The 20,641-nt window shown below is 67.1% G+C and carries 19 protein-coding genes; 6 read left to right on the plus strand and 13 right to left on the minus strand.

Annotated features, from left to right (window positions below; genetic code table 11):
* Window positions 1–46: 46 nt before the first annotated feature.
* Window positions 47–367 carry a 4a-hydroxytetrahydrobiopterin dehydratase gene (locus ACM1PE_RS00640; protein ID WP_059371723.1) on the plus strand — a complete coding sequence of 107 codons (321 nt, stop codon included), beginning with the start codon at window positions 47–49 and terminating at the stop codon, window positions 365–367.
* On the opposite strand, the gene ACM1PE_RS00645 is transcribed toward ACM1PE_RS00640, so the two are convergent.
* The 6 genes from ACM1PE_RS00645 to ACM1PE_RS00670 all read right to left on the minus strand — a co-directional run bounded on the left by ACM1PE_RS00645 (window position 364) and on the right by ACM1PE_RS00670 (window position 5,397).
* The gene (locus tag ACM1PE_RS00645) at window positions 364–852 is read right to left on the minus strand and encodes a MarR family winged helix-turn-helix transcriptional regulator (RefSeq protein ID WP_059371516.1); all 489 of its coding nucleotides are present in this window, start codon (window positions 850–852) and stop codon (window positions 364–366) included. The two genes, ACM1PE_RS00640 and ACM1PE_RS00645, sit on opposite strands and share 4 nt — an antisense overlap.
* The gene (locus ACM1PE_RS00650) at window positions 849–1,076 is read right to left on the minus strand and encodes a hypothetical protein (protein WP_059371517.1); all 228 of its coding nucleotides are present in this window, start codon (window positions 1,074–1,076) and stop codon (window positions 849–851) included. The genes ACM1PE_RS00645 and ACM1PE_RS00650 overlap by 4 nt, the downstream gene beginning before the upstream one ends.
* Window positions 1,073–2,698 carry an FAD-dependent oxidoreductase gene (locus tag ACM1PE_RS00655; protein WP_419342305.1) on the minus strand — a complete coding sequence of 542 codons (1,626 nt, stop codon included), beginning with the start codon at window positions 2,696–2,698 and terminating at the stop codon, window positions 1,073–1,075. Before ACM1PE_RS00655 ends, ACM1PE_RS00650 begins: the two co-directional genes overlap by 4 nt.
* A gap of 126 nt (window positions 2,699–2,824) precedes the next feature.
* Entirely contained in the window at window positions 2,825–3,523 is a 699-nt protein-coding gene (locus tag ACM1PE_RS00660) for a DUF6776 family protein (protein WP_059371519.1), read from the minus strand.
* 147 nt (window positions 3,524–3,670) lie between these two features.
* Entirely contained in the window at window positions 3,671–4,357 is a 687-nt protein-coding gene (gene murU, locus ACM1PE_RS00665) for an N-acetylmuramate alpha-1-phosphate uridylyltransferase MurU (RefSeq protein WP_059371520.1), read from the minus strand.
* On the minus strand, window positions 4,357–5,397 hold the full coding sequence (locus tag ACM1PE_RS00670; RefSeq protein ID WP_419342308.1) for an aminoglycoside phosphotransferase family protein: 1,041 nt from the start codon (window positions 5,395–5,397) through the stop codon (window positions 4,357–4,359). The genes murU and ACM1PE_RS00670 overlap by 1 nt, the downstream gene beginning before the upstream one ends.
* A 169-nt stretch (window positions 5,398–5,566) precedes the next feature.
* Here ACM1PE_RS00670 and ACM1PE_RS00675 point away from each other — a divergent pair, with 169 nt between their 5' ends.
* From ACM1PE_RS00675 to rsmA, 3 genes are read left to right on the plus strand one after another with little or no spacing between them, the layout of a single operon-like run.
* The gene (locus tag ACM1PE_RS00675) at window positions 5,567–7,927 is read left to right on the plus strand and encodes an LPS-assembly protein LptD (protein ID WP_419342310.1); all 2,361 of its coding nucleotides are present in this window, start codon (window positions 5,567–5,569) and stop codon (window positions 7,925–7,927) included.
* On the plus strand, window positions 7,924–9,510 hold the full coding sequence (locus ACM1PE_RS00680) for a peptidylprolyl isomerase (RefSeq protein WP_187774067.1): 1,587 nt from the start codon (window positions 7,924–7,926) through the stop codon (window positions 9,508–9,510). The genes ACM1PE_RS00675 and ACM1PE_RS00680 overlap by 4 nt, the downstream gene beginning before the upstream one ends.
* 18 nt (window positions 9,511–9,528) lie before the next feature.
* Entirely contained in the window at window positions 9,529–10,320 is a 792-nt protein-coding gene (gene rsmA / locus ACM1PE_RS00685; RefSeq protein WP_118932411.1) for a 16S rRNA (adenine(1518)-N(6)/adenine(1519)-N(6))-dimethyltransferase RsmA, read from the plus strand.
* 56 nt (window positions 10,321–10,376) lie between these two features.
* Here rsmA and ACM1PE_RS00690 read toward each other — a convergent pair whose 3' ends face one another.
* Entirely contained in the window at window positions 10,377–11,519 is a 1,143-nt protein-coding gene (locus ACM1PE_RS00690; protein WP_059371525.1) for a glycerate kinase, read from the minus strand.
* A gap of 106 nt (window positions 11,520–11,625) precedes the next feature.
* Here ACM1PE_RS00690 and pyk point away from each other — a divergent pair, with 106 nt between their 5' ends.
* Window positions 11,626–13,068 carry a pyruvate kinase gene (pyk, locus tag ACM1PE_RS00695; protein ID WP_419342313.1) on the plus strand — a complete coding sequence of 481 codons (1,443 nt, stop codon included), beginning with the start codon at window positions 11,626–11,628 and terminating at the stop codon, window positions 13,066–13,068.
* A gap of 53 nt (window positions 13,069–13,121) precedes the next feature.
* On the opposite strand, the gene ACM1PE_RS00700 is transcribed toward pyk, so the two are convergent.
* Window positions 13,122–14,351 carry a nucleoside recognition domain-containing protein gene (locus tag ACM1PE_RS00700; protein WP_280015423.1) on the minus strand — a complete coding sequence of 410 codons (1,230 nt, stop codon included), beginning with the start codon at window positions 14,349–14,351 and terminating at the stop codon, window positions 13,122–13,124.
* A gap of 153 nt (window positions 14,352–14,504) precedes the next feature.
* Between ACM1PE_RS00700 and ACM1PE_RS00705 the strand changes: the two genes are divergently transcribed.
* A complete protein-coding gene (locus ACM1PE_RS00705) occupies window positions 14,505–16,751 on the plus strand; it encodes an acyl-CoA dehydrogenase (protein ID WP_419342315.1) in 2,247 nt (748 codons plus the stop codon).
* Between the two features lie 38 nt (window positions 16,752–16,789).
* On the opposite strand, the gene def is transcribed toward ACM1PE_RS00705, so the two are convergent.
* From def to ACM1PE_RS00730, 5 genes are read right to left on the minus strand one after another with little or no spacing between them, the layout of a single operon-like run.
* Window positions 16,790–17,323, minus strand: coding sequence for a peptide deformylase (gene def, locus ACM1PE_RS00710; protein ID WP_059371527.1), 534 nt, complete (start codon window positions 17,321–17,323; stop codon window positions 16,790–16,792).
* 33 nt (window positions 17,324–17,356) lie between these two features.
* The gene (gene gloA, locus ACM1PE_RS00715) at window positions 17,357–17,752 is read right to left on the minus strand and encodes a lactoylglutathione lyase (RefSeq protein WP_054457526.1); all 396 of its coding nucleotides are present in this window, start codon (window positions 17,750–17,752) and stop codon (window positions 17,357–17,359) included.
* A 12-nt stretch (window positions 17,753–17,764) separates the two neighbouring features.
* Window positions 17,765–18,907 (minus strand): 2-aminoethylphosphonate--pyruvate transaminase, encoded by a 1,143-nt coding sequence (locus ACM1PE_RS00720; protein ID WP_419342318.1) that lies wholly within the window; start codon window positions 18,905–18,907, stop codon window positions 17,765–17,767.
* A gap of 20 nt (window positions 18,908–18,927) precedes the next feature.
* The gene (locus ACM1PE_RS00725; protein WP_419342320.1) at window positions 18,928–19,923 is read right to left on the minus strand and encodes a M48 family metallopeptidase; all 996 of its coding nucleotides are present in this window, start codon (window positions 19,921–19,923) and stop codon (window positions 18,928–18,930) included.
* Complete coding sequence (locus ACM1PE_RS00730) at window positions 19,910–20,638, minus strand: lysophospholipid acyltransferase family protein (RefSeq protein WP_059371529.1); 729 nt, start codon at window positions 20,636–20,638, stop codon at window positions 19,910–19,912. Before ACM1PE_RS00730 ends, ACM1PE_RS00725 begins: the two co-directional genes overlap by 14 nt.
* Between the last annotated feature and the right edge of the window lie 3 nt (window positions 20,639–20,641).

Raw genomic sequence — 20,641 nt, forward strand, 5'->3', positions numbered from 1 at the left:
GGCGGCTGGCGCGATGCGCCGCCGCCTGTTTTTTTTGGAGTCCGTCATGAGCATGTTCCCTCCCGCCCGCATCGGCACCGATATTGCCGTGGCCGCCTTGTCCGGCTGGCAGGCCGTGGCGATGCGCGACGCCATCGAAAAGCGCTTCCGCTTCCCCAATTTCAATACGGCATTCGGCTTCATGACGCGCGTCGCCATGTTCGCGGAGAAGCTGAACCATCATCCGGAATGGACCAACGTCTACAACCGCGTGGACGTGACCTTGACCACGCACGACGCCGGCGGCGTGACCGAGCTGGATGTGCGCATGGCGCAGTTCATGGACGAGGCGGCAGCGCAATTGGGCGCCACCGCGCCCAAGGCTTAGGGCGCGTTTTGCGGCGGCGTGGGCGGAAGCGGGTCTTCCGCGCCGTCCGCGTCAGGCTGCAAATGGCTGTTCACGCGGTCCAGCATGTCGCCCAGCAGGCGCTGCTCGTCGGCGCTGAGGCAGCCAAAGATTTCTTCATTGCGGCGGGCGATCAGGTCGATGACGCGCTGATATTGCGCCAGGCCGTCCGGGGTGGGCGCCAGCACCACGCCGCGCCCGTCGGAGGCGGACATGGTTTTTTCCACCAGGCCGCGGTCCACCAGGGCCTGCGCCGAGCGACTGGCTTGGCCTTTGTTCAGATTGGCCGCCCGCGCCAGATCGTTGACCGACAAGGGCGCGTAGCGGCCGATGGCCGCCAGGCAGCGGGCCTCGCCCAGAGGAATCCCGCAAGCTTCCAGATAGGCGCGATTCGTGTCCCTGTCCGTGATCTTGTTGAGCACGTGCAGGCGGTAGGTCAGGAATCGTTCGAGGGCGGGCGGGTTCACGTCGGGCGGGCAGGTTCGGAGGCGGAGTAGTGTGCCACAGGACCGTTGGCCAGGCAGGCGGCTTCCGCCTGGGCCAAAAGCGTGGCGGCGTCGCGCGTATCGCTCAAGCGGGCCAGTAGCGACAGGCTCAGGATCGACAGGAAGAGCGATGCCTGTTCCTCGCCGACGCGCGTCAGGGTCTGCGCCATGGCGGTATAGATCTGGTCCAGTTCATCGTTGTTCATGCTAGCTCTTCCTTGTGCGCGTCGCGTGCGATCGAGGGGTAGTAGGGCTTGAGCGCGGCGCGCAGGGTGGCGGCCGACGGGGCGGTCCAGCGTCCCAGCACGTAGCCGTCAGGCCGCAACAGGTAGACGGTGCCGGCTTGCGCGCCGTAGCGCTGGCTTAGCTGTCCGTGCGGGTCCTGCAAGGCGTCATCGCCCGTCTTCAGCACGCGCAGCGGCTGGGGGGCATCGCGGGTGGCGGCAGCCAGGGCGTCCAGTTCGGCCGCCAGCCGGGCGTCGGGAGCCAGCGACAGCGCGACGAAGCCGGCGCCAAAGCATGCGCTGAGGTGCAGCGGCGCGCCGTGATCGTGCAGCAGCGCTTCGGGCGCAGGCTGGCCGGGCGCGGCGGCCGTGCCGGCTTGCGGCGCGCCGTCACTCAGGTTCAGCGGCGAGGCATCGTAGGAGATGGGCGCCGACTGCCGCGGGTTGATCAGCTGACGCACCCGCTCATCCGACAGCGCCAGGCGCAGGGCGGCCTCGCGCATCAGGCGAAAGCCGAAGTCCGGCGGGGCCATGAACTCGGTGCTCTTCGCGCCGTAGGCCAGGTTCTGGCGGGTGGCGTGGACGCGCTCCACGCTGTAGCTGTCCAGCAGGCTGTCGGAGGCCTGGCCTCGCAGCACCCAGGCCAGCTTCCAGGCCAGGTTGCCGGCGTCGTCCAGTCCCGAGTTCAGGCCCCGTACACCGAAGATAGGCACCAGGTGGGCGGCATCGCCGGCGAACAGCACGCGTCCGTGGCGGTAGCTGTCCAGCGTCAGGCACTTGGCGTTATAGATCGAGATCCACAAGGGCTTCCACGGCGCGGTCTCGCCGATCATGTCCAGATGGCTTTGTACGCGCGGCAGCACGTTCTCCGGCTTGACGGCCTCTTCGGGGTCTTCGTCGTCGCGGATCTGGTAATCCACCCGCCACACATTGCCGGGCTGGCGGTGCATGAGCAGGGTGGAGCCGGGATTGGAGGGCGGATCGAACCAGGCCAGGCGCTCCACAGGGCGGCTGGACTCCTGTTCGATATCCACGATGACGTAGCGTCCTTCGTACTGCATGCCTTCCAGCTTCAGGCCCATGGCCTCGCGCACGGTGCTGCGGCCGCCGTCGCAGGCGATCAGCCAGTCGGCGCGCACGGTCTGACGGCCGCCTTCGATGTCCACTTCGGCCGTGACGCCGTCCGCGTCGGCGCGCAGGCCGGCAAGCCGTGCCGACCAGCGCAGTTCGGCCAGCGCCGGATGGCGCTGCATGGCCTGATGCGCGTACTCCTCGACGGCGTACTGCTGGATGTTGACCATGGGCGCATAGCGCTGCAGCGGATCGTGCGGCATCTCGAAATGCAGGACCTCGCTGTTGCGGAAGTAGCTGCGGCCGCCGGTCCAGGCCAGGCCGGTGGCCGTCAGGGGCCGGTCGGCGCCGACCCAGCCCATGATTTCCTGCGACCGCCGCGAGATGCAGATGGCGCGGCTGCCGCTGCAATAGTCGTCGTCCGCCTCCAGCGTCAGCGAGGCGATGCCGTATTCGGCCAGCAGGGCGGCCAGCGTCAGGCCGACGGGGCCGCCGCCGGCGATCAGGACGGGAACGTGCGCGGGGAGCGGCATGTTGTCTCCAGGTATTGGTTGTTTGCGCAACTATATTATTAAGAGGTTGCGTGCGCAACCATATTTTTTGGGCAAGAAAAAACCCGCCGGATCAGGGCGGGTCTTGATGACTGCGTGGCGTATCTATCAGTTGCGCACGTAGTAGATGCGCATCGCCTGCTGCTTCTGGGCGCCGTCCATTACGCGCAGCACCACGACCTTGGCCGTGAAGCCGTCGGGCAGCTTCAGCTGGCCCAGCGCGTAGTCGTAACGGTCGACGTTCAGGGCGGGGCCTTCCGGCGTGACGGTGGCGGCGCGGCCGTTGGGGTAGGTACCGTCGATGGAGAAGGTCAGCGTGCCCTTGAACGGCGCGCCCTGGCGGTCCTCGCGCATGACCAGCACCTGGTAGTCCAGCAGGCCGGGCGCGCGCTTGAAGGTGGCCGAGCGGATGCCCAGGTTGCCGCCGCGCGGATCGGCCGGCATGGCGTCCTGGAACAGCACCAGTTCCTTGTTCAGCGTTTCGATCTTGCTGCGGGCTTCAGCAAGGTCGGAAGTCAGCTTTTCATGGCCGGACTTGTTGGCGTCGCGTTGTTGCGTGGCTTCCTCGAGCTGGCTTTGCAGGCGCTGGCGTTCCAGGTTGGCGGTGCTCAGTTCGCTGTGCAGCTGCTCGGACTGTTCCACGGTCAGGCGTTGCGGGCCGTAGTTGGTCTGCAGGAAGAGCACGCCGCCGGCGCCCAGGGCGATGCCCACCAGCAGCAGGACCAGCCAGCGCGGCATGCGGCGCGTGCGTTGGCCGGGCTGGTACACGGAGGGCTTGAATACAGCCCGTTGCGATCTTCCAAACATCCCCATTCCTAGAAAACTTCCTGTGTGTTTGCTCGCCCGCGCGCTGCGCGCGCAGGTCAAAGCGCTAGAGAATACCCCGTTAGCCGGGACCGTTGGGTGCGCGGACAAGCCTGGTTGCGCACCTTGATATTGTGAAATATGTGGGCATCAGCGGACCCGGCGGTTGAGCTCGGCGTCCAGGTCCGCCAGCCGCTGCGGCGTGCCGACATCCGTCCATTCGCCTGCGTGGCGCGCGCCGCGCGCCAGGCCGCGGGCCATGGCCTGCCGGAGCAAGGGCGCCAGAGGCGCCGCCGCGCCCCGGGGGACGTCGGCGAACAACGAGGGATGGTAGACGCCGATACCCGCAAAGGTCAAACGAGGTTCGCCCTGGGCATGCACGCTGCCGTCGGCAGCCAGGCGGAAATCGCCGGCCGGATGCTGGGGCGGGTTGTCCACCAGCAGCAGCCAGGCGCCACTCCCGGGCAGGCCGCGCGCCAGGCCGGTGGCCGCGGCGGGATCCCAGTCGCACCAGACGTCGCCGTTGACGACCAGGAAGGGCTCGTCGCCGAGCAGCGGCAGCGCCTGGACGATGCCGCCCGCGGTTTCCAGCGCGGAGGCTTCGGCCGAATAGCGGATCCGCACGCCATGCGCGCTGCCGTCGCCCAACGCCCGTTCGATTTCGTGGCCGAGCCAGGCGTGGTTGATGACGATGTCGCGGATACCCGCGGCCGCCAGCCGCCGCAGGTGCCAGACGATCAGCGGCTGGCCGCCCACGGACAGCAGGGGCTTGGGCAAGCGGTCGGTGAGGGGGCGCATGCGTTCGCCGCGTCCCGCCGCGAGGATCATGGCCCGCATCAGAACGTGTACCCGACACTAACCTGGCGGTTTTCCAGCTGGTCCAGCAGGCGCAGCAGGGGCGTGAAGACGCCATAGCGCTGGGCCACCTGGCGGACATAGCCGCTGACGCGCGGCATGTGGGCCTGGTAGTGCGCCTTGCCGTCGCGATGATGCAGCCGGGCGAACACGCCCAGGATGCGCAGGTTGCGCTGCAGGCCCATCCACTCGTAGGCGCGGTGGAATTCGGCGAAATCCGAGTCCACCGGCAGGCCGGCCACCCGCGCCATTTCCCAGTAGCGGATGGCCCAGTCCAATTGCTGGGGTTCTTCCCAGGTCGTGCGGGCATCCGTCACCAGGGAGGCCAGGTCATAAGTGATGGGGCCGGCCAACGCATCCTGGAAGTCGATGATGCCCGGGTTGGGGCCGTACTGCGGCCGGTCGCAGACCATCAGGTTGGGCGAATGGTAGTCGCGGTGCACCAGCACCTGGGCCTGTCCGCCGTTGCTGGCGGACAGCAAGGCAAAGATCTTTTCCAGCGCGTTTGCGGTCTTGTCGTCCAGCGTCACGCCGTGATGCTTCTGCACGTACCATTCGGGGAAAAGCTTGAGCTCGTCGGCCAGGCGGGCGGTGTCATAAGCGCCCAGGCCGGCAGTGGAGGCCTGCTGCAGGCGGACCAGGGCGGCCAGGGCCTCGCGATACAACGTCTGCAGTTCGCTGTCCTGCAGTCCGGCCTGAATGCGCTGGTAATAGGTTTGTTCACCCAGGTCGGACAACAGCAGCAGGCCCTGGTCCAGATCCTGTTCCAGCACGGCGGGCACGTTCAGGCCGACATCCGCCAGCAAACGGTCCACGTGCAGGAAGGGGCGGCAATCCTCGTGCGCGGGCGGGGCGTCCATGACTATCAAGGTGCGTACGCCGGCGTCCAGCCTGAAATAGCGGCGGAAGCTGGCGTCGGCGGACGCCGGGCGCAGCGTGTCGATGGCCAGGTTCAGGCTGGCGGGCAGGCCGCCCAGCCAGTGGCGGATCTGCTCCAGGCGGGGGTCGTGATCGTTTTTCAAGGAAGATCCGTGTCAGAAAGGCAATATTGCTGAGAATTGTGTCCCGGGCACATAAGTCTGGGCCTATGGCGCGGCTTCTCTATAATACCGGCTCGTTTCCGTTAGCATTGGCCCTTCGTGGGTGCCGGTGTCGCGTTCCCACCATCGTCAAAAAGGGCTGTTTTCACTCGTGCGCAAGGTTCGATGGTTGATCCTCTCTGCTGTCAGTGTCGCCGCCGGAGCCGTCCAGGCCCAAGGCAGCCAGGGCAGCGCTCCCGCCGCGTCGTCGACCTCGGCGACTCCCGTGTTGCGCACTTCGCCGGGCTTGCGGATCCACCGCTTGCCGGACGACAGCATTCCCGCCTTCATGGAGGCGGACACCATCGATGGCGATCCTGATTCGGATCTGACCCTGACCGGCAACGCCCAGGTGCGCCGCATCGACAGCGTAATCAAGGGCGACCGCATCAACTACCGCAAGGACACCGGCGAAGTCGACGTCCAGGGTAGCGCGCGCATGATGCGCGACGGCACCCTGGTGATCGGGCCGAGCGCCAAGTTCAACGTCGACAAGTCCTCGGGTGAGGTCGAAAAGCCCAATTTCTGGATGGGCGCCAACGGCGGCTTTGCCGTCGCCGAGCATGCGGACATCTTCAGCCGGTCGCAGATGCGGCTGCAAACCGTGACGTACAGCGGCTGCGCCTGCGAAACGCCGTCCTGGTACATCAAGGCCAAGACCGTCGACATCGACTTCGACGAAAACGAAGGCGTGGCGCGCAGCGGCGTGCTGTATTTCAAGGACGTGCCCATCCTGGCGTCGCCTTATATGACCTTTCCGGTCAAGAAGGAGCGCAAGTCGGGCTTCCTGATGCCGACGTATGGCACGACCAGCCAGGGCGGTCTCGATTTTTCGATTCCGTATTACCTGAATCTGGCGCCGAACTATGACCTGACCGTGCAGCCGCGCTACTTTTCCAAGCGCGGGCTGCAGTTGGGAGGTGAGTTCCGCTACCTGGGCAATTCTTACAGCGGCATCCTGGACGGCGCCTACCTGCCCAACGACAAGCTGACCGACAGCGACCGTTGGATGTACTGGTGGCGCCACCAGCAGATATTGCCCTACGGCTTCTATGCGGATTGGGACGTTGCGAAGGTTTCGGACGACAACTACTTCCGCGACATTTCCCAGTTGGGCCTGAACCAGGCTTCGACGACCTATCTGCCGCAACGGGCACGGGTGGGATGGGCGTCCGCATCGGGTTACTGGAGTGCGTACGCGCAGGTCTACAAGTACCAGACGCTGCAGGATCCCGATGCGCCGCTCTCGCCGCCATATGACAAGGAACCGGAAATTTTCTTCCGGGGCGCTCGTTATGACTGGGGCGGTTTTGACGTCGACTGGACTTCCACGGCAGTGCGTTTCCGCAAGCCCTTGTTCGAAAGCACGCGCCTGGGGCCTGATGGCGACCGTTTTCAAACCTATCCGACGGTTTCCTACCCCATCGTCAAGCCTGGCTGGTTCATCGTTCCCAAGGCAGGCGTCAATTACACCCAGTACAACACCGACTGGTACAACCTCAGCCCGGGGACGCCGCGTTCGCAATCCCGTTCGGTGCCGATCCTGTCCCTGGATTCGGGGTTGGTCTTCGAACGCGACACCTCGCTGTTCGGCAAGGCATCCACGCAGACCCTGGAGCCGCGTCTGTACTACCTGTACGTGCCGTACCGCGACCAGTCCAAACTGCCTGTCTACGACACCTCTTTGGCTGATTTCAGCTTTTCGCAGGCGTTCGAAGAGAACATCTATACCGGCGGCTGGGACCGCATCGCCAACGCCAACCAACTAACCGCGGCGTTGACGACGCGCTGGCTGGACGCCAACACCGGTTTCGAGCGCATGTCGCTGGGCATCGCGCAGCGGCTGTACTTTGCAGACCAGAAGGTCACGTTGCCTGGCGAGGTACCGCGCGAGAATGTGCGTTCCGACTTCCTCCTGGGCGCGAGCGCGGCCCTGACCGATACGCTAAGCACCGAGATCGCCGCGCAATACAACCCCTACGACAGCAACTGGTCGCGCGGCCTGGTCAGCGCGCGCTGGTCGCCGCAGCGCTTGACGACGGTGGCCGTGTCGTACCGCTACCAACGCGATCCTCAACCCGGCGTTCAGTATCAGGCGCAGGGGCAGAACCAGGTGAGCCTGGCCATGCAGTGGCCGTTCTCCAAGCGCTGGTACGGCGTCGGGCGGGTGGACTACTCGCTGCGCAACGGTCCGTCCAGCACGGTGGCCGGCACAACGGATTCGCCACGTGTCACGCAGGCCATTGCTGGCCTGGAGTACAAGGGAGATTGCTGCTGGGTGGGCCGCATGGTCTACCAGCGATATGCGGTCTCCGCCACGGACGCCAACTCGGCACTATTCTTCCAGCTTGAGCTGACCGGTCTGGGTTCCCTGGGAACCGACCCGATGAATCTGCTGAACAGAAGTATCCCCGGCTACTCGCGCATTACGCCGCCTGTGCCCACCGGGACCACATTTGAAAGGTATGAATGATGCGTAGGTTGCACTCTTTGCGCCGCCTCTCCGGCAATGCGCTGCTATTGGCCGTGTGCGCCGGCTTGCCCCTGGCCCATGCGGCCGAGCAGGGCGGCAAGGCCGCGAACAATGGCGCCAAGCCGAATTCCGCTGCGCAAAAAAACGCCGCGCCCGCGCCGCAGCGCGAGCAGTTCGTCGACGGGATTGCCGCAGTCGTGGACAAGGACGTGATCACGCTGCGCGAACTGCGCGATGCGTCCTTGCGCATTTCAGGCGAATTGAAGTCCCGCGGCATCCAGGTGCCCGATGACCAGACCTTGCAGCACCAGGTGTTGCAACGTCTGATCATGGAGCGCGTGCAGCGCCATGAAGCGGATCGCCTGGGCATACGCGTGGATGACGCGCAAATCGACCAAGCGATCCAGACCATTGCGTCCCGCAATAAGATCACCGTGGCTCAGTTGCGCCAGGAAATCGAAAAGTCCGGCACCAGCTGGGACGGCTACCGCAAGGCGCTGCGCGATGAGATCCGCACGGATCGCCTGCGCCAACGCGCGGTGGATTCCACCATCGTGATTTCGGATGCCGAAGTCGACGCCTTCCTGAAGGATCAGCGCCGCAATCCGGCATTTGGCGCGGCGCCGCAGGCGGCCCCGCAACCGCAGGCTCAGCCGCAGCCAGAACCGCAGCAGGCCGCCGCGCCCTCGGGCCCGATGCTCTATGCCCTGGCCCAGATCCTGGTGCGCGTGCCTGAAGGTTCGTCGCCCGAGCAACTGGCCGCGCTGCGCAAGAAGGCCGAAGGCCTGCTGGCGCAAGCCAAGCGCGGCGACGACTTCGCCAGCCTGGCTGCCGCGGCCTCGGACGGCCCCGAAGCCCTGCAAGGCGGCGTCATGGGCGTGCGCCCGCTGGACGGCTGGCCCGACCTGTTCGTACAGGCCGTCGGCAACTTGCAGAAAGGCCAGGTCAGCGGCCTGATCCAGAGCGGCAACGGTTTCCACATCATCAAGGTGATGGACCGCGGCACCGCCCAGCCGGCGCCCGCCCGCACTGCCCGCGCCCCGGCGCCGGCCCAGGCGCCGCAACCCGCAGCCGCGCCGGCGCAGGCGCCTGCGCATCAAGGTCCGGTGGAAGTGATGCAGACCCGCGCACGCCACATCCTGATCAAGACCTCCACCGTCATGAGCGACGAAATGGCGCGTCAGCGCCTGGAGCAGGTGCGCCAGCGCCTGGTGAGCGGCGGCGCCAAGTTCGAGGACATGGCGCGCCAGTATTCGCAGGACGCGACCGCTCCGCAAGGCGGCGAGCTGGGCTGGTTGAACCCGGGCGAAACCGTGCCGCCGTTCGAGGCCGCCATGAATGCCCTGAAGCCGGGTGAAATCAGCCAGCCGGTGCAATCGCCTTTCGGCTGGCACCTGATCGAAGTGGAAGAGCGCCGCCAGCACGACGCCACCGACGACATGGCTCGCATGAAGGCGCGCCAGATTCTGTTCGAACGCCGTGCCCAGCCCGCTTTCGAAGATTGGCTGGAGCAGCTGCGTGCCCAGGCGTACATCGACAATCGTCTGGAAAAGCAGCAGAAGATCCAGCAGAACAACCGCTAAACGCATTACAGGCTTTACATGTCCCAGCACCAGGCGCGCAAGCGCTTTGGCCAGAACTTCCTGACCGACGAGAGCGTGGTCGAGTCCATCGTCCGGGCGGTTTCGCCCGCCCGCGACGATACCGTGGTCGAGATCGGCCCGGGCTTGTCCGCGCTTACCCGGCCGTTGCTCGAACGCCTGGATCACTTGACGGCGGTCGAGATCGACCGCGACCTGGCGGCGCGCCTGCGCAAGCAGTTCGACGCCAGCCGCCTGACCGTGGTCGAGGCCGACGCGCTGACGGTGGATTTTTCCCAGTTCGGACCCGCGCTGCGCGTGGTGGGAAACCTGCCCTACAACATCTCCAGCCCGCTGCTGTTCCATCTGATGACCTGGGCCGATCACGTCCGCGACCAGCATTTCATGCTGCAGCGGGAAGTGATCGACCGGATGGTCGCGCAGCCCGGTTCGGGCGACTTCAGCCGCCTGTCGGTGATGCTGCAGTCGCGCTACCGCATGCACAAGCTGTTCGACGTGCCGCCGGAAGCCTTCGATCCACCGCCCAAGGTGGTGTCGGCGATCGTGCGCATGGTGCCCTTGCCGGCGGATCGTTTGCGTCCGGTCAGCGAGCGGGCCTTCGAAACGGTGGTGGCGCGGGCATTCTCGCAGCGGCGCAAGATGCTGCGCCGGGTGCTGGCGGACTGGGCACCGCAAGTGCCCTGGGAAGCGCTGGACATCGCGCCCACGGCGCGCGCCGAGGATATTTCGGTGGACCGGTATATCCGCCTGGCCGATGCGCTGGTGGCGGCCGGCGTGCTGCAGGCCGAGTGACGTCGGACCCCGAAATCAAAAAGCCCGCGCAAGCGGGCTTTTTTTTACGTGGATGCCTACAGCATGCGTTTCTGCGCGCTCATCCATAGCTGCATGACGTCGCGGGCGCGGTCGGCCAGCAACTTTTCGGCGTCGGTGAGCGCCTGCTGCAGCGTGATGGGGCCCGGCGCCAGGCTGAAGGCGGCGCTGATGCCGCAGGCGTGCAGCGCTTCGTAGCCTTCGCCGAGCGAGCCGGCCAGCGCCACCACGGGCACGCCGGCGCGCTGCGCGATTTTTGCCACGCCGGCAGGGGTCTTGCCGCGCAGGGTCTGCGCGTCCATGCGGCCTTCGCCCGTGAACACCAGGGTCGCACCCTCGACCGCCTGGGCCAGGCCGCCCAGTTCCGCCACGATCTCCACGCCGGGCCGGAATTGCGCATTGAGGAAAGCCTTGGCCGCGAACCCCAGACCGCCCGCCGCGCCCGCGCCCGGGTGGTCGCGGTGATCGGCCCCCAGGTGCCTGGCGCACACGTCGGCGAAATTCGTCAGCATCTGATCCAGGACCAGCACCTGTTCAGGCGTCGCGCCCTTTTGCGGGCCGAATACATGCGAGGCGCCCTGCGGACCGCACAAAGGGTTGTCCACGTCGGAGGCGATGTCGATGCGGATCCCGGCCAGGCGCGGGTCGAGGCCGCGGGTGTCGATGCTGGCCAGCTTGCCCAGCGCGCCGCCGCCGGGCGGCAGGCTGCGGCCATCCGCGTCCAGCAGGCGCACGCCCAGGGCCGTCAGCATGCCCGCGCCCGCGTCGTTGGTGGCAGAGCCGCCTAGGCCCAGGATGATGCGCGTGGCGCCCGCGTTCAGGGCGGCCAGCATCAGTTCGCCCACGCCGTGGCTGCTGGCGCGCATGGGATCGCGCTTGGAAGGCGCGATCAGTTCCAGACCCGCTGCCGCAGCCATCTCGATCACCGCCGTGCCGTCCTCCAGCAAGCCCCAGACGGCGTCGACCTTGTAGCCCAAGGCATCGTTCACCGTCAGCTGGCATTCCTTGCCGCCGGTCGCAGCGAGCACGGCTTCGACCGTGCCTTCGCCGCCGTCGGCCATCGGAATGCATACCGTGTGGGCGCCGGGAACAGCGGCCTTCACGCCGCGGGCAATCGCTGCTGCGGCATCGGGAGCGGACACGCTTTCTTTGAAAGAGTCGGGGGCGATGACGATTTTCACGGGTTCAGTCGAGCTCGTTTTTCGGTTGAGGTGATGCCCATGATACCTGCGCGGGCGCGGCCGGCGTACCATAGCGTTTTTGTTGTTTTAGCGAGAGTGGATCGTCATGCCCGTATTGCGCCGCACCAAAATTGTCGCCACCCTGGGACCTTCGACTTCGACGCCTGAACGCATAGAAGCGCTGATCCGCGCGGGCCTGGACGTGGCCCGCCTGAACTTCTCGCACGGCAGCGCGGACGACCATCGCGAGCGCGCCCGCATGGTGCGCGAGATCGCCGCCAAGCAGGGCCGCTTCGTCGCCATCATGGGCGATCTGCAAGGCCCCAAGATCCGTATCGCGCGCTTCAAGGACAAACTGGTCCAGCTGCAGATCGGCCAGCCGTTCACGCTGTCGCGCGTGCATCCCAAGGAAGAGGGCACGGCCAGCATCGTGGGCATCGATTACCCCGAACTGGTGCAGGACTGCCGCGTTGGCGACGAGCTGCTGCTGGATGACGGCCGCGTGGTGCTGGTGGTGGACAGCGTCGAAGGCGACGAGGTCCACACCACCGTGACGGTGGGCGGTCCGCTGTCGAACAACAAGGGCATCAACCGCCGCGGCGGCGGCCTGTCCGCGCCCAGCCTGACCGACAAGGATCGTGTCGACATCAAGCTGGCCGCCGAGATGGAACTTGACTACGTGGCCGTGTCGTTTCCGCGCTATGGCAGCGATATCGACGAGGCGCGCACGCTGCTGGCGGCCGCCGGCAGCCAGGCCTGGATCATCGCCAAGATCGAACGCGCCGAAGCCGTGGCCGACGACGAAGCGCTGGACGCGCTGATCCGCGCCAGCGACGGCGTGATGGTGGCGCGCGGCGACCTGGGCGTGGAAGTGGGCGATGCCGAACTCGTCGGCATCCAGAAGCGCATCATCCAGCACGCGCGCACCCTGAACAAGGTCGTCATCACCGCGACGCAGATGATGGAGTCGATGATCTCCAGCCCCATGCCCACGCGCGCCGAAGTGTCCGACGTGGCCAACGCGGTGCTGGACTACACCGACGCCGTCATGCTGTCGGCGGAAAGCGCGTCGGGCCTGTATCCCGTGGAAACCGTGCAGGCCATGGCCCGCGTCTGCCTGGGCGCGGAAAAGCACCCGACCTCGACCAAGTCGCATCACCGCCTGGGCGAGACCTTCACGCGCTGCGACGAGACCATCGCGCTGGCGGCCATGTACGCGGCCAATCATTTCCCCGGCGTCAAGGCCATCATCTCGCTGACCGAAAGCGGCCACACGCCGCTGATCATGTCGCGCATCCGCTCGGGCGTGCCGATCTACTGCTACAGCCCGCACAGCATCACGCAAAACCGCGTGGCCATGTTCCGCGGCGTCTACACGATTCCGTTCGCGCCGTCGGACTACGAGCCTGCCGATTTGAGCAACGCCGCCATCGATGAACTGCGCAAGCGCAACCTGGTGCAGACCGGCGACTGGGTGATCCTGACCAAGGGCGACTTCTACCGCGACAGCGGCGGCACCAACGGCATGAAGATCCTGCTGGTGGATTGATACAGGGGGGCGGGAGCGCCGCCCTGGCGCTTCCCGCCGCCGCGCGGCGGCTTTCAGCCGAAGAACCAGTAGCACACGCCGATGGCCGCCAGCACGCCGGCCAGATCGGCGATCAGGGCGCAGCCCACCGCGTGGCGCGCCCGCAATATGCCCACCGATCCGAAATACACCGCCAGCACGTAGAAGGTGGTTTCGGTGCTGCCTTGCACCACCGCGGCCAGCAGCGCGGGGAAGCTGTCCACGCCGAAATGCGTCATGGTTTCCAGCATCATGGCGCGCGCCGCGCTGCCCGAGAAGGGCTTGACCAGGGCCGTCGGCAAGGCGTCCACGAAGCGCGTGTCCCAGCCCGCCTGCACCGCCAGCCAGCGGATGCCGTCCAGCAGGAAATCCAGCGCGCCCGAGGCGCGCAGCACGCCCACCGCGCACAGCATCGCGACCAGATAGGGCAGCAGGCTCTTGGCAATGTCGAAGCCTTCCTTGGCGCCTTCGATGAAGGCCTCGTAGACCGGCACCTTCTTCCAGGCGCCCGCCACCAGGAAGGCGATCAGGATGCCGAACAGGACCAGATTGCCCAGCAGCGACGACAGCGAGGCGATGGCCGCCGCCGACATGCTGGCCAGCAAGGCCATGAATCCGCCCATGAGCAGCGCCGCGCCGCCCAGCCAAAGCATGACCACGGGATCGATGAGGCGCAGCCGCTGGCAGGCCGCCACGGCCAGGAACCCGGCCAGGGTCGATGCGCTGGTGGCCAGCAGAATGGGCAGGAACACCAGCGTCGGGTCCGGCGCGCCTTGCTGCGCGCGGAACATGAACAGCGTCACCGGCAGCAGGGTCAGCGATGAGGCATTCAGCACCAGGAACAGGATCTGCGCATTGCTGGCGGTTTCGGGCGTGGGATTGAGCGACTGCAATTCGCGCATGGCGCGCAGCCCGATGGGCGTGGCGGCATTGTCCAGCCCCAGGCCGTTGGCGGCGAAGTTCAGCGTGATCAAGCCGATGGCCGGATGGTTACGTGGCACCCCGGGCATCAGGCGCGCGAACAGCGGACCCAGCAGGCGCGCCAGCTTTTCCACCAGCCCGGCGCCCTCGGCGATGCGCAGAAAGCCCAGCCACAGCGTCAGCGTGCCGAACAGCAGCACCATCACTTCCACCGACACGCGGGCCATGTCGAACAGGCTGGCGACCATCATGCGGAAGACTTCGGGGTCGCCGATGACCAGCCAGCGGTACAGCGCCGCCGCGGCCGCGGTAAGGAAAAAGCCCAGCCAGAGTTTGTTCAGCATGCGGAGACTGCCCGGATAGCGATGGATTGCGCGCTGCGCGCCGAGGCCCATTGTCGCAGAGTCGGTAGGCCGCAGCTTGGCCCGGCGCCGCCAATTCTGGTACTTTGACCTGATACGCCCTGGGGCCTGGGGCCATAACAGTGAGGAACACTCATGGACTTCAATGCGTGGCGCCGGCGCCGCATCTCGGAACCCGCTTACCGCTGGGCGCGCAACGCGCTGCCCGCCATGTCGGCGACGGAGCGCGAAGCCATCGAGGCCGGGGACACCTGGTGGGATGCGGATCTGTTCACCGGCAATCCCGACTGGCGCAAGCTGCTGGACGTGCCGGCAGCCACGTTGACCGCGGACGAGCAGCGCTTCATAGATGGCCCGCTGGCACGGCTTTGCGCCATGCTGGACGAATGGGATATCACCTGGAACCGGCGCGACCTGCCGCCCGAGGTATGGGACTTCCTGAAGGCCGAACGCTTCTTCGGCATGATCATTCCGCGGCGCTACGGCGGCCTGGGCTTTTCACCCTATGCGCACTCCGAGGTCGTGCGGCGCATCTCGGCCTATTCCATTACCGCGGGCGTTACCGTGATGGTGCCCAACTCACTGGGGCCGGGCGAACTGCTGATGCAGTTCGGCACCCCGGCGCAGCGCGACTACTGGCTGCCGCGGCTGGCGGACGGGCGCGAGGTGCCTTGCTTCGGCCTGACCAGCCCCGAGGCTGGCTCGGACGCCGCGTCCATGGTGGACACGGGCGTGGTCTGCCGCCAGGTGGTCGACGGGCGCGAACTGATCGGCATCCGGCTCAACTGGCACAAGCGCTACATCACGCTGGGGCCGGTGGCGACCGTGCTGGGCCTGGCTTTCAAGCTGTCGGACCCCGACGGCATCCTGGGCGGCGCCAAGGACATCGGCATATCGGTCGCGCTGGTGCCGACCGAAGCGCCCGGCGTGGAGATCGGGCGCCGCCACCTGCCCGCCATGCAGGTCTTCCAGAACGGCCCCAACCGCGGACGCGACGTGTTCGTGCCGCTGGATGCGCTGATCGGCGGCGCAGAACGCGCCGGCCATGGCTGGCAGATGCTGATGAGCGCGCTGGCGGCGGGGCGGGGCATTTCCCTGCCTTCGCTATCGGCCGCCGCCGCCGCGATGTGCGCGCACACCACGGGCATGTATGCCCGAGTGCGCGAACAGTTCGGCATTCCCGTGGGCAAGTTCGAAGGCGTGCAGGAAGGGCTGGCCCGGCTGGCTGGCAATGCCTATCTGGTCGAAGCCGCCCGGCGCCTGACCTGCGCCGCGCTGAACCAGGGCGTCAAGCCGGCGGTGGTCTCGGGCATCATGAAGTACCACGCCACCGAGCGCATGCGCGGCTCGGTCAACGACGCGATGGACATCCATGCCGGCCGCGCCGTCATCGACGGTCCCAGCAACTACCTGGGCGCGCTGTACCGCGCCGTGCCCATCGCCATCACGGTCGAGGGCGCCAACATCCTGACGCGCAACCTGATCATCTTCGGCCAGGGCGCGATCCGCGCCCACCCTTACCTGATGCCGGAAATCCTGGCGCTGGGCAACCCCGACGAAGACCGCGGCATGGAGGTCTTCCACGACGTGTTCTGGCGCCATCTGCGCCACACGGGCATCAACGCGCTGCGGGCCATCGGCCGCGCCTGGACTGGCGGAGTGCTGGCGCCTGCGCCTTCATCCGGCCCCGTGGCCGGCCACTACCGGCGGCTGGGCCGCTATGCCTCGGGCTTCGCGCTGCTGGCCGATGCCACGCTGGCGCAACTTGGCGGGGGGCTGAAGCGCCGCGAGATGATCTCCGCCCGTCTGGGCGACATCCTGTCCGAGCTGTATCTGCAGTCGGCGGTGCTCAAACGCTGGGAAGACGAGGGCCGCAAGCACGACGACCTGCCGCTGGTGCATTGGTGCCTGGAGCAGGGCTACGCCAGCATCGAGAAAAGCATGGACCAGGTCTTGCGCAACCTGCCGGGCCGCGTGTTGTCATGGGGGCTGCGCGCCGCCATCCTGCCGTTGCGCCTGGCGAAGGGGCCGAGCGACGCCTTGACGCGGGAATGCGCGGAACTGCTGCTCAAGCCTTCGCCCACGCATGTGCGCCTGGCGGCCGACCTGCATCGCGAGGCCGGCGCCGCCGGCGACGATCCGGTGGGTCTCCTGACCCGCGCCTTCGCGCTGGCGGACGCGGTGCAGCCGCTGCGCGACCGCCTGCGCCAGTCCGGCGTGCGCGATTGGCGTGAAGCCCACCTGCGCGGCGCCATTACCGACGCGCAGGCGGCCTCGCTGCAAGAGGCCGAAGCGCTGGTGTCGCGGGTGTTGCAGGTGGACGATTTCGCGCCTGAAGAGCTGTCGCCGCAGGCCGCCAAGGCGGGTTCGGGAGAGGCGTAGGGAAGAGACGCAAGCTCCCGCAAGGCGGGAGCAAGGTCTTAGTCGTCCTGGTTCGGATCCATGTCGGGGAACAGGATTTCAGTGAACCCGAATTTGCTGAAGTCCTGGATGCGCGACGGGTAGAGCCGGCCGATCAGGTGGTCGCATTCGTGCTGCACCACCCGGGCGTGAAACCCCTCGGCCTCGCGCTCGATGAGCTGGCCGTAGGGATCGCGCCCGCTGTAGCGGATGTGGCGGTAGCGCGGCACCACGCCGCGTAGGCCCGGCACCGACAGGCAGCCTTCCCAGCCGTCTTCCATTTCGTCAGACAGAGGCGTGATGACCGGATTGCACAGAATGGTCTGCGGGACGGCGGGCGCGTCCGGATAGCGCTCGTTGCGGTCGAAGCCGAAGATCACCAGCTGCAGGTCCACGCCGATCTGCGGCGCGGCCAGGCCCACCCCTTGCGCGGCGGCCATGGTTTCGAACATGTCGTCGATCAGCGCGTGCAGTTCGGGCGTGTCGTAGCGTTCCACGGGCGCGGCCACGCGCAACAGCCGCGGATCGCCCATTTTCAGGATGGTGTGGATCATGGAATGTCTTCCTGGCGTCGGCCGCGCGGGGGCTCAGTCCTGGCGGCCCTTTTTCTGGATGAACTCGATCTTGTAGCCATCGGGGTCTTCGACAAAGGCGATGACGGTCTTGCCGTGCTTCATCGGGCCGGCTTCGCGCGTGACCTTGCCGCCTTTTTCCTTGACCTTGTCACAGGCTTCATAGGCGTTGTCGACTTCCAGGGCGATGTGGCCGTAGCCGGTGCCCAGGTCGTACTTGTCCGTGTCCCAGTTGTGGGTCAGTTCGATGACGGCGCCTTCGGATTCGTCCTGGTAGCCGACGAAGGCCAGCGTGAACTTGCCCTCGGGGTAGTCATTGCGGCGCAGCACGCGCATGCCGAGCACGTTGGTGTAGAAGTCGATGGACTTGTCGAGGTTGCCGACTCGCAGCATGGTGTGGAGCATACGCATGGGATGTTTTCCTTAAGCGGTGAGGGGGAGCGGGAAGAATCCGCCGTTGCCGGCGGCTTCCCGGGTGATGCCGATGTCGCGCAGCGCGCCGCCCATGGCGTCGACTGCCTGCCGCATCTGGTCGGGCCCGAAGGCGCCGATGCAGCCGACCCGGAACGAAGGTTGTTCGGTGTTGTAGAAGTTGCTGAGCACGTAGCCGCGGCGCTTGAGGGCGTCCACGAACAATTGCAGGTTCCAGGTCGGCGCGTCAGGGGCGCGGACGTTGACGACGATGGGGCCCTGCAGGGCAGGCGTCAGGTAAGGCGCCAGGCCCAGCTCCCTGACGCCATCATATAGCGTGTGCATGTTGGCGGTGTAGCGTGCCAGGCGGGCCTCGCGGCCTTCTTCGCGGTGCAGTTCCAGCGCCACGGCCAGCGCCGCCAGCGTGGGGGCGGGAGGCGTGAAACGCGGGCCGGCATTGGGCTGCAGGCTTTGCTGGTAGATGTCGGCCAGGTCCAGCGACCAGCTGCCGGCGACGCCGCGCGCCGCTTCCAGGCTGTCGCGCCGCGCCACCACGAAGGCGGCGCCGGGCATGCCTTCCAGGCACTTGTTGGCGGTCAGCACCACCGCTTCCACGGCGGGCAGGGCGCGCAGCTCCAGGGGCAGCGCGCCGAAGGCGGACACGGCGTCGACGATGACGCGGCGGCCGAGTCCGTGCGCGATGCGCGCGAGTTCAGGCACGTCATGGCAGATGCCGCTGCCGGTTTCGCTGTAGACCAGCGCCAGGTGCGTGAGCGTGGGATCCTGTTCCAGGGCGTGGGCGACCGCCAGCGGATCGATCCGCTCGGTGGGGCCGACGGGCAGCGGCACGGCGACGCGGCCGGCATCACTGGCCAGCTTTTGCAGGCGGGCGGCGTAGGCGCCGGTGGAGGGGGCCAGCAGGCGACCGCCGGCGGGGATGAAGCTGCGGATCGCGGCTTCCACCGCGAAGTGGCCGCAGCCCGGCAGCGCCAGCGCGGCGTGCTCGTCGGGCGACGCCAGCGCCGCGCGCAGCACGCCATCGCAGACCTGCCGGTAGGTCTGGCGGAAATCGTTGTCCCACGGCGCATAGTCTTGCGCCATGGCGGCCTTCACCCGCGCGTCGGTCGTGACCGGGCCCGGAATCAGCAGCAACATTTTCGTGTCTCCAGAATGCCTCAGAACTGAGGCAAGGATGCGGGGTCGTGACGCCGCAGGATGTTCTTGGCGTTTTCGAAGTCGGGCAGGATTTGCCCCACTTCGCGCCAGAAGTCCTGACTGTGGTTCATTTCGCGTAAATGGGCAAGCTCGTGCGCGATGACGTAGTCGATGATGGCGGGCGCGAAATGGATCAGGCGCCAGTTCAGCATGATGTTGCCGTCGCTGGTGCAGGAGCCCCAGCGGGTGGCGGCCGAGGATAGGCGCCAGCGTTGGATCTTCAGGCCGCTGACCTGCAGGAAGTGGGCCAGGCGCGCGCCGAACCAGGCGCCGGCGCGCTGTTGCAGCCAGGCCTGGGCCGAATCGCGGATGCGGCCCTGGTCCGCCGAGGACGGCAGCGCCAGCCACAAGGTGTCGCCATCCTGCGGGGCGTCGGCGTCGCCCGACAGGTTGGCCTGGCGGCTGTCGCCGCCTACGCCGATCACAATGCGCTTGCCCAGGTAGGGCAGTTCGCCGCCCGCCTGCCAGCGCGTGTGCGCCATGGCAAGCTGCTGCTTGCGGGCGTGCCATTCGCGCAGCTTGGTGAGGATCCAGCGGGCTTTCTCGCGCACGGCGTCGTCCACCTGCGTCAGCGTGACCCAGTTCGGGGCGGTGACGCGCAAGCCGTCGTCGGTGATCACGAAGCCGATGCTGCGGCGGCGCGAGCGCAGCAGCACGAAGCCGATGGGCTGCTGCTCGGTCGAGACTTCGCGCCAGCGCGCGCCGGGCGGCAGCGGGTCGGGGCAGGGCGTGGGGACGAGCGAGGCCGCGTTGGGCGACAGCGTCAGCAGCGGTTCGCCCGCTGGGGCGGCAGCCGGGGGCAGATCGGGGAAGAGGGGCTTGGGCGCAGCCGGCTTAGGCGCGGCCGGCTTAGGTGCGGCCGGAGCCTTCGGCGCGGCGTTCAGCGGCGGCGCGCCCGTGGGCGCGTCGTGCTGCTGTTCGTCGAACAGGAGTTCGAGCTGATCAGTGCTGGCCATACCTTTCTGGATTGAGACGCCGCATTTCCCCTTCGATCCAGTCCTGAACCTTTTTGTTCAGTTCCTCGGGGGAGAGTCCCTTGGATTCTATCGCGGGACCGATGGACACGGTAACCATGCCCGGATACTTCACAAAGGCGTTGCGGCGCCAGCATTCGCCGGCATTGTGCGCCACCGGGATGACGGCGGCGCCGGTGCGCGAGGCCAGCAGCGCGCCGCCCATCTTGAAGCGGCCGGTCTTGCCGGGCGGCACGCGGGTGCCCTCGGGAAACAGCAGGGGCCAGCGGCCTTCGTCCAGGCGGGTCTGGCCTTGCTTGACCACCTGGTCGAAGGCATCGCGACCCTTGGCGCGGTCGATCGGGATCATGCGCAGCAGCGCCAGGCCCCAGCCGAAGAACGGCACCATGTGCAGTTCCTTCTTGTAGACGAAGCAGACTTCGCGCGGCATGTGGGCGGGGAAGAACAGCGTTTCCCAGGCCGATTGATGCTTGGACAGCAGCACCGCCGGGCCGTCGGGCAGATTTTCCCAGCCCTTGACCTGCCAGCGGATGCCGCAGAAGAAGCGCGCGCCCCAGATGGCCAGGCGCGGCCAGCCCACGGTCAACTTATAGCGCCAGTGCAGCGGCAGCGGCGCCCACAGGATGCAAGCGAACGCGTAGGGGATGACCGTGACGGCCAGGAACAGGAAGTACAGCAGCGAACGTAGGCGGGCCATCGG

Origin of the sequence: Achromobacter sp. PD1 (assembly GCF_048541815.1) — a bacterium.
GTDB lineage: Bacteria > Pseudomonadota > Gammaproteobacteria > Burkholderiales > Burkholderiaceae_B > Achromobacter > Achromobacter bronchisepticus_A.

What these genes read in the sequence shown, in the direction of transcription:
- ACM1PE_RS00705 (WP_419342315.1), top strand. Translation starts at nt 14,505, where the DNA reads ATGGACTTCAATGCGTGGCGCCGGCGCCGCATCTCGGAACCCGCTTAC.
- ACM1PE_RS00640 (WP_059371723.1), top strand. Translation starts at nt 47, where the DNA reads ATGAGCATGTTCCCTCCCGCCCGCATCGGCACCGATATTGCCGTGGCC.
- gloA (WP_054457526.1), bottom strand. Translation starts at nt 17,752, where the DNA reads ATGCGTATGCTCCACACCATGCTGCGAGTCGGCAACCTCGACAAGTCC.
- ACM1PE_RS00725 (WP_419342320.1), bottom strand. Translation starts at nt 19,923, where the DNA reads ATGGCCAGCACTGATCAGCTCGAACTCCTGTTCGACGAACAGCAGCAC.
- def (WP_059371527.1), bottom strand. Translation starts at nt 17,323, where the DNA reads ATGATCCACACCATCCTGAAAATGGGCGATCCGCGGCTGTTGCGCGTG.
- rsmA (WP_118932411.1), top strand. Translation starts at nt 9,529, where the DNA reads ATGTCCCAGCACCAGGCGCGCAAGCGCTTTGGCCAGAACTTCCTGACC.
- ACM1PE_RS00660 (WP_059371519.1), bottom strand. Translation starts at nt 3,523, where the DNA reads ATGTTTGGAAGATCGCAACGGGCTGTATTCAAGCCCTCCGTGTACCAG.
- murU (WP_059371520.1), bottom strand. Translation starts at nt 4,357, where the DNA reads ATGCGGGCCATGATCCTCGCGGCGGGACGCGGCGAACGCATGCGCCCC.
- ACM1PE_RS00655 (WP_419342305.1), bottom strand. Translation starts at nt 2,698, where the DNA reads ATGCCGCTCCCCGCGCACGTTCCCGTCCTGATCGCCGGCGGCGGCCCC.
- pyk (WP_419342313.1), top strand. Translation starts at nt 11,626, where the DNA reads ATGCCCGTATTGCGCCGCACCAAAATTGTCGCCACCCTGGGACCTTCG.
- ACM1PE_RS00730 (WP_059371529.1), bottom strand. Translation starts at nt 20,638, where the DNA reads ATGGCCCGCCTACGTTCGCTGCTGTACTTCCTGTTCCTGGCCGTCACG.
- ACM1PE_RS00720 (WP_419342318.1), bottom strand. Translation starts at nt 18,907, where the DNA reads ATGTTGCTGCTGATTCCGGGCCCGGTCACGACCGACGCGCGGGTGAAG.
- ACM1PE_RS00680 (WP_187774067.1), top strand. Translation starts at nt 7,924, where the DNA reads ATGATGCGTAGGTTGCACTCTTTGCGCCGCCTCTCCGGCAATGCGCTG.
- ACM1PE_RS00650 (WP_059371517.1), bottom strand. Translation starts at nt 1,076, where the DNA reads ATGAACAACGATGAACTGGACCAGATCTATACCGCCATGGCGCAGACC.
- ACM1PE_RS00700 (WP_280015423.1), bottom strand. Translation starts at nt 14,351, where the DNA reads ATGCTGAACAAACTCTGGCTGGGCTTTTTCCTTACCGCGGCCGCGGCG.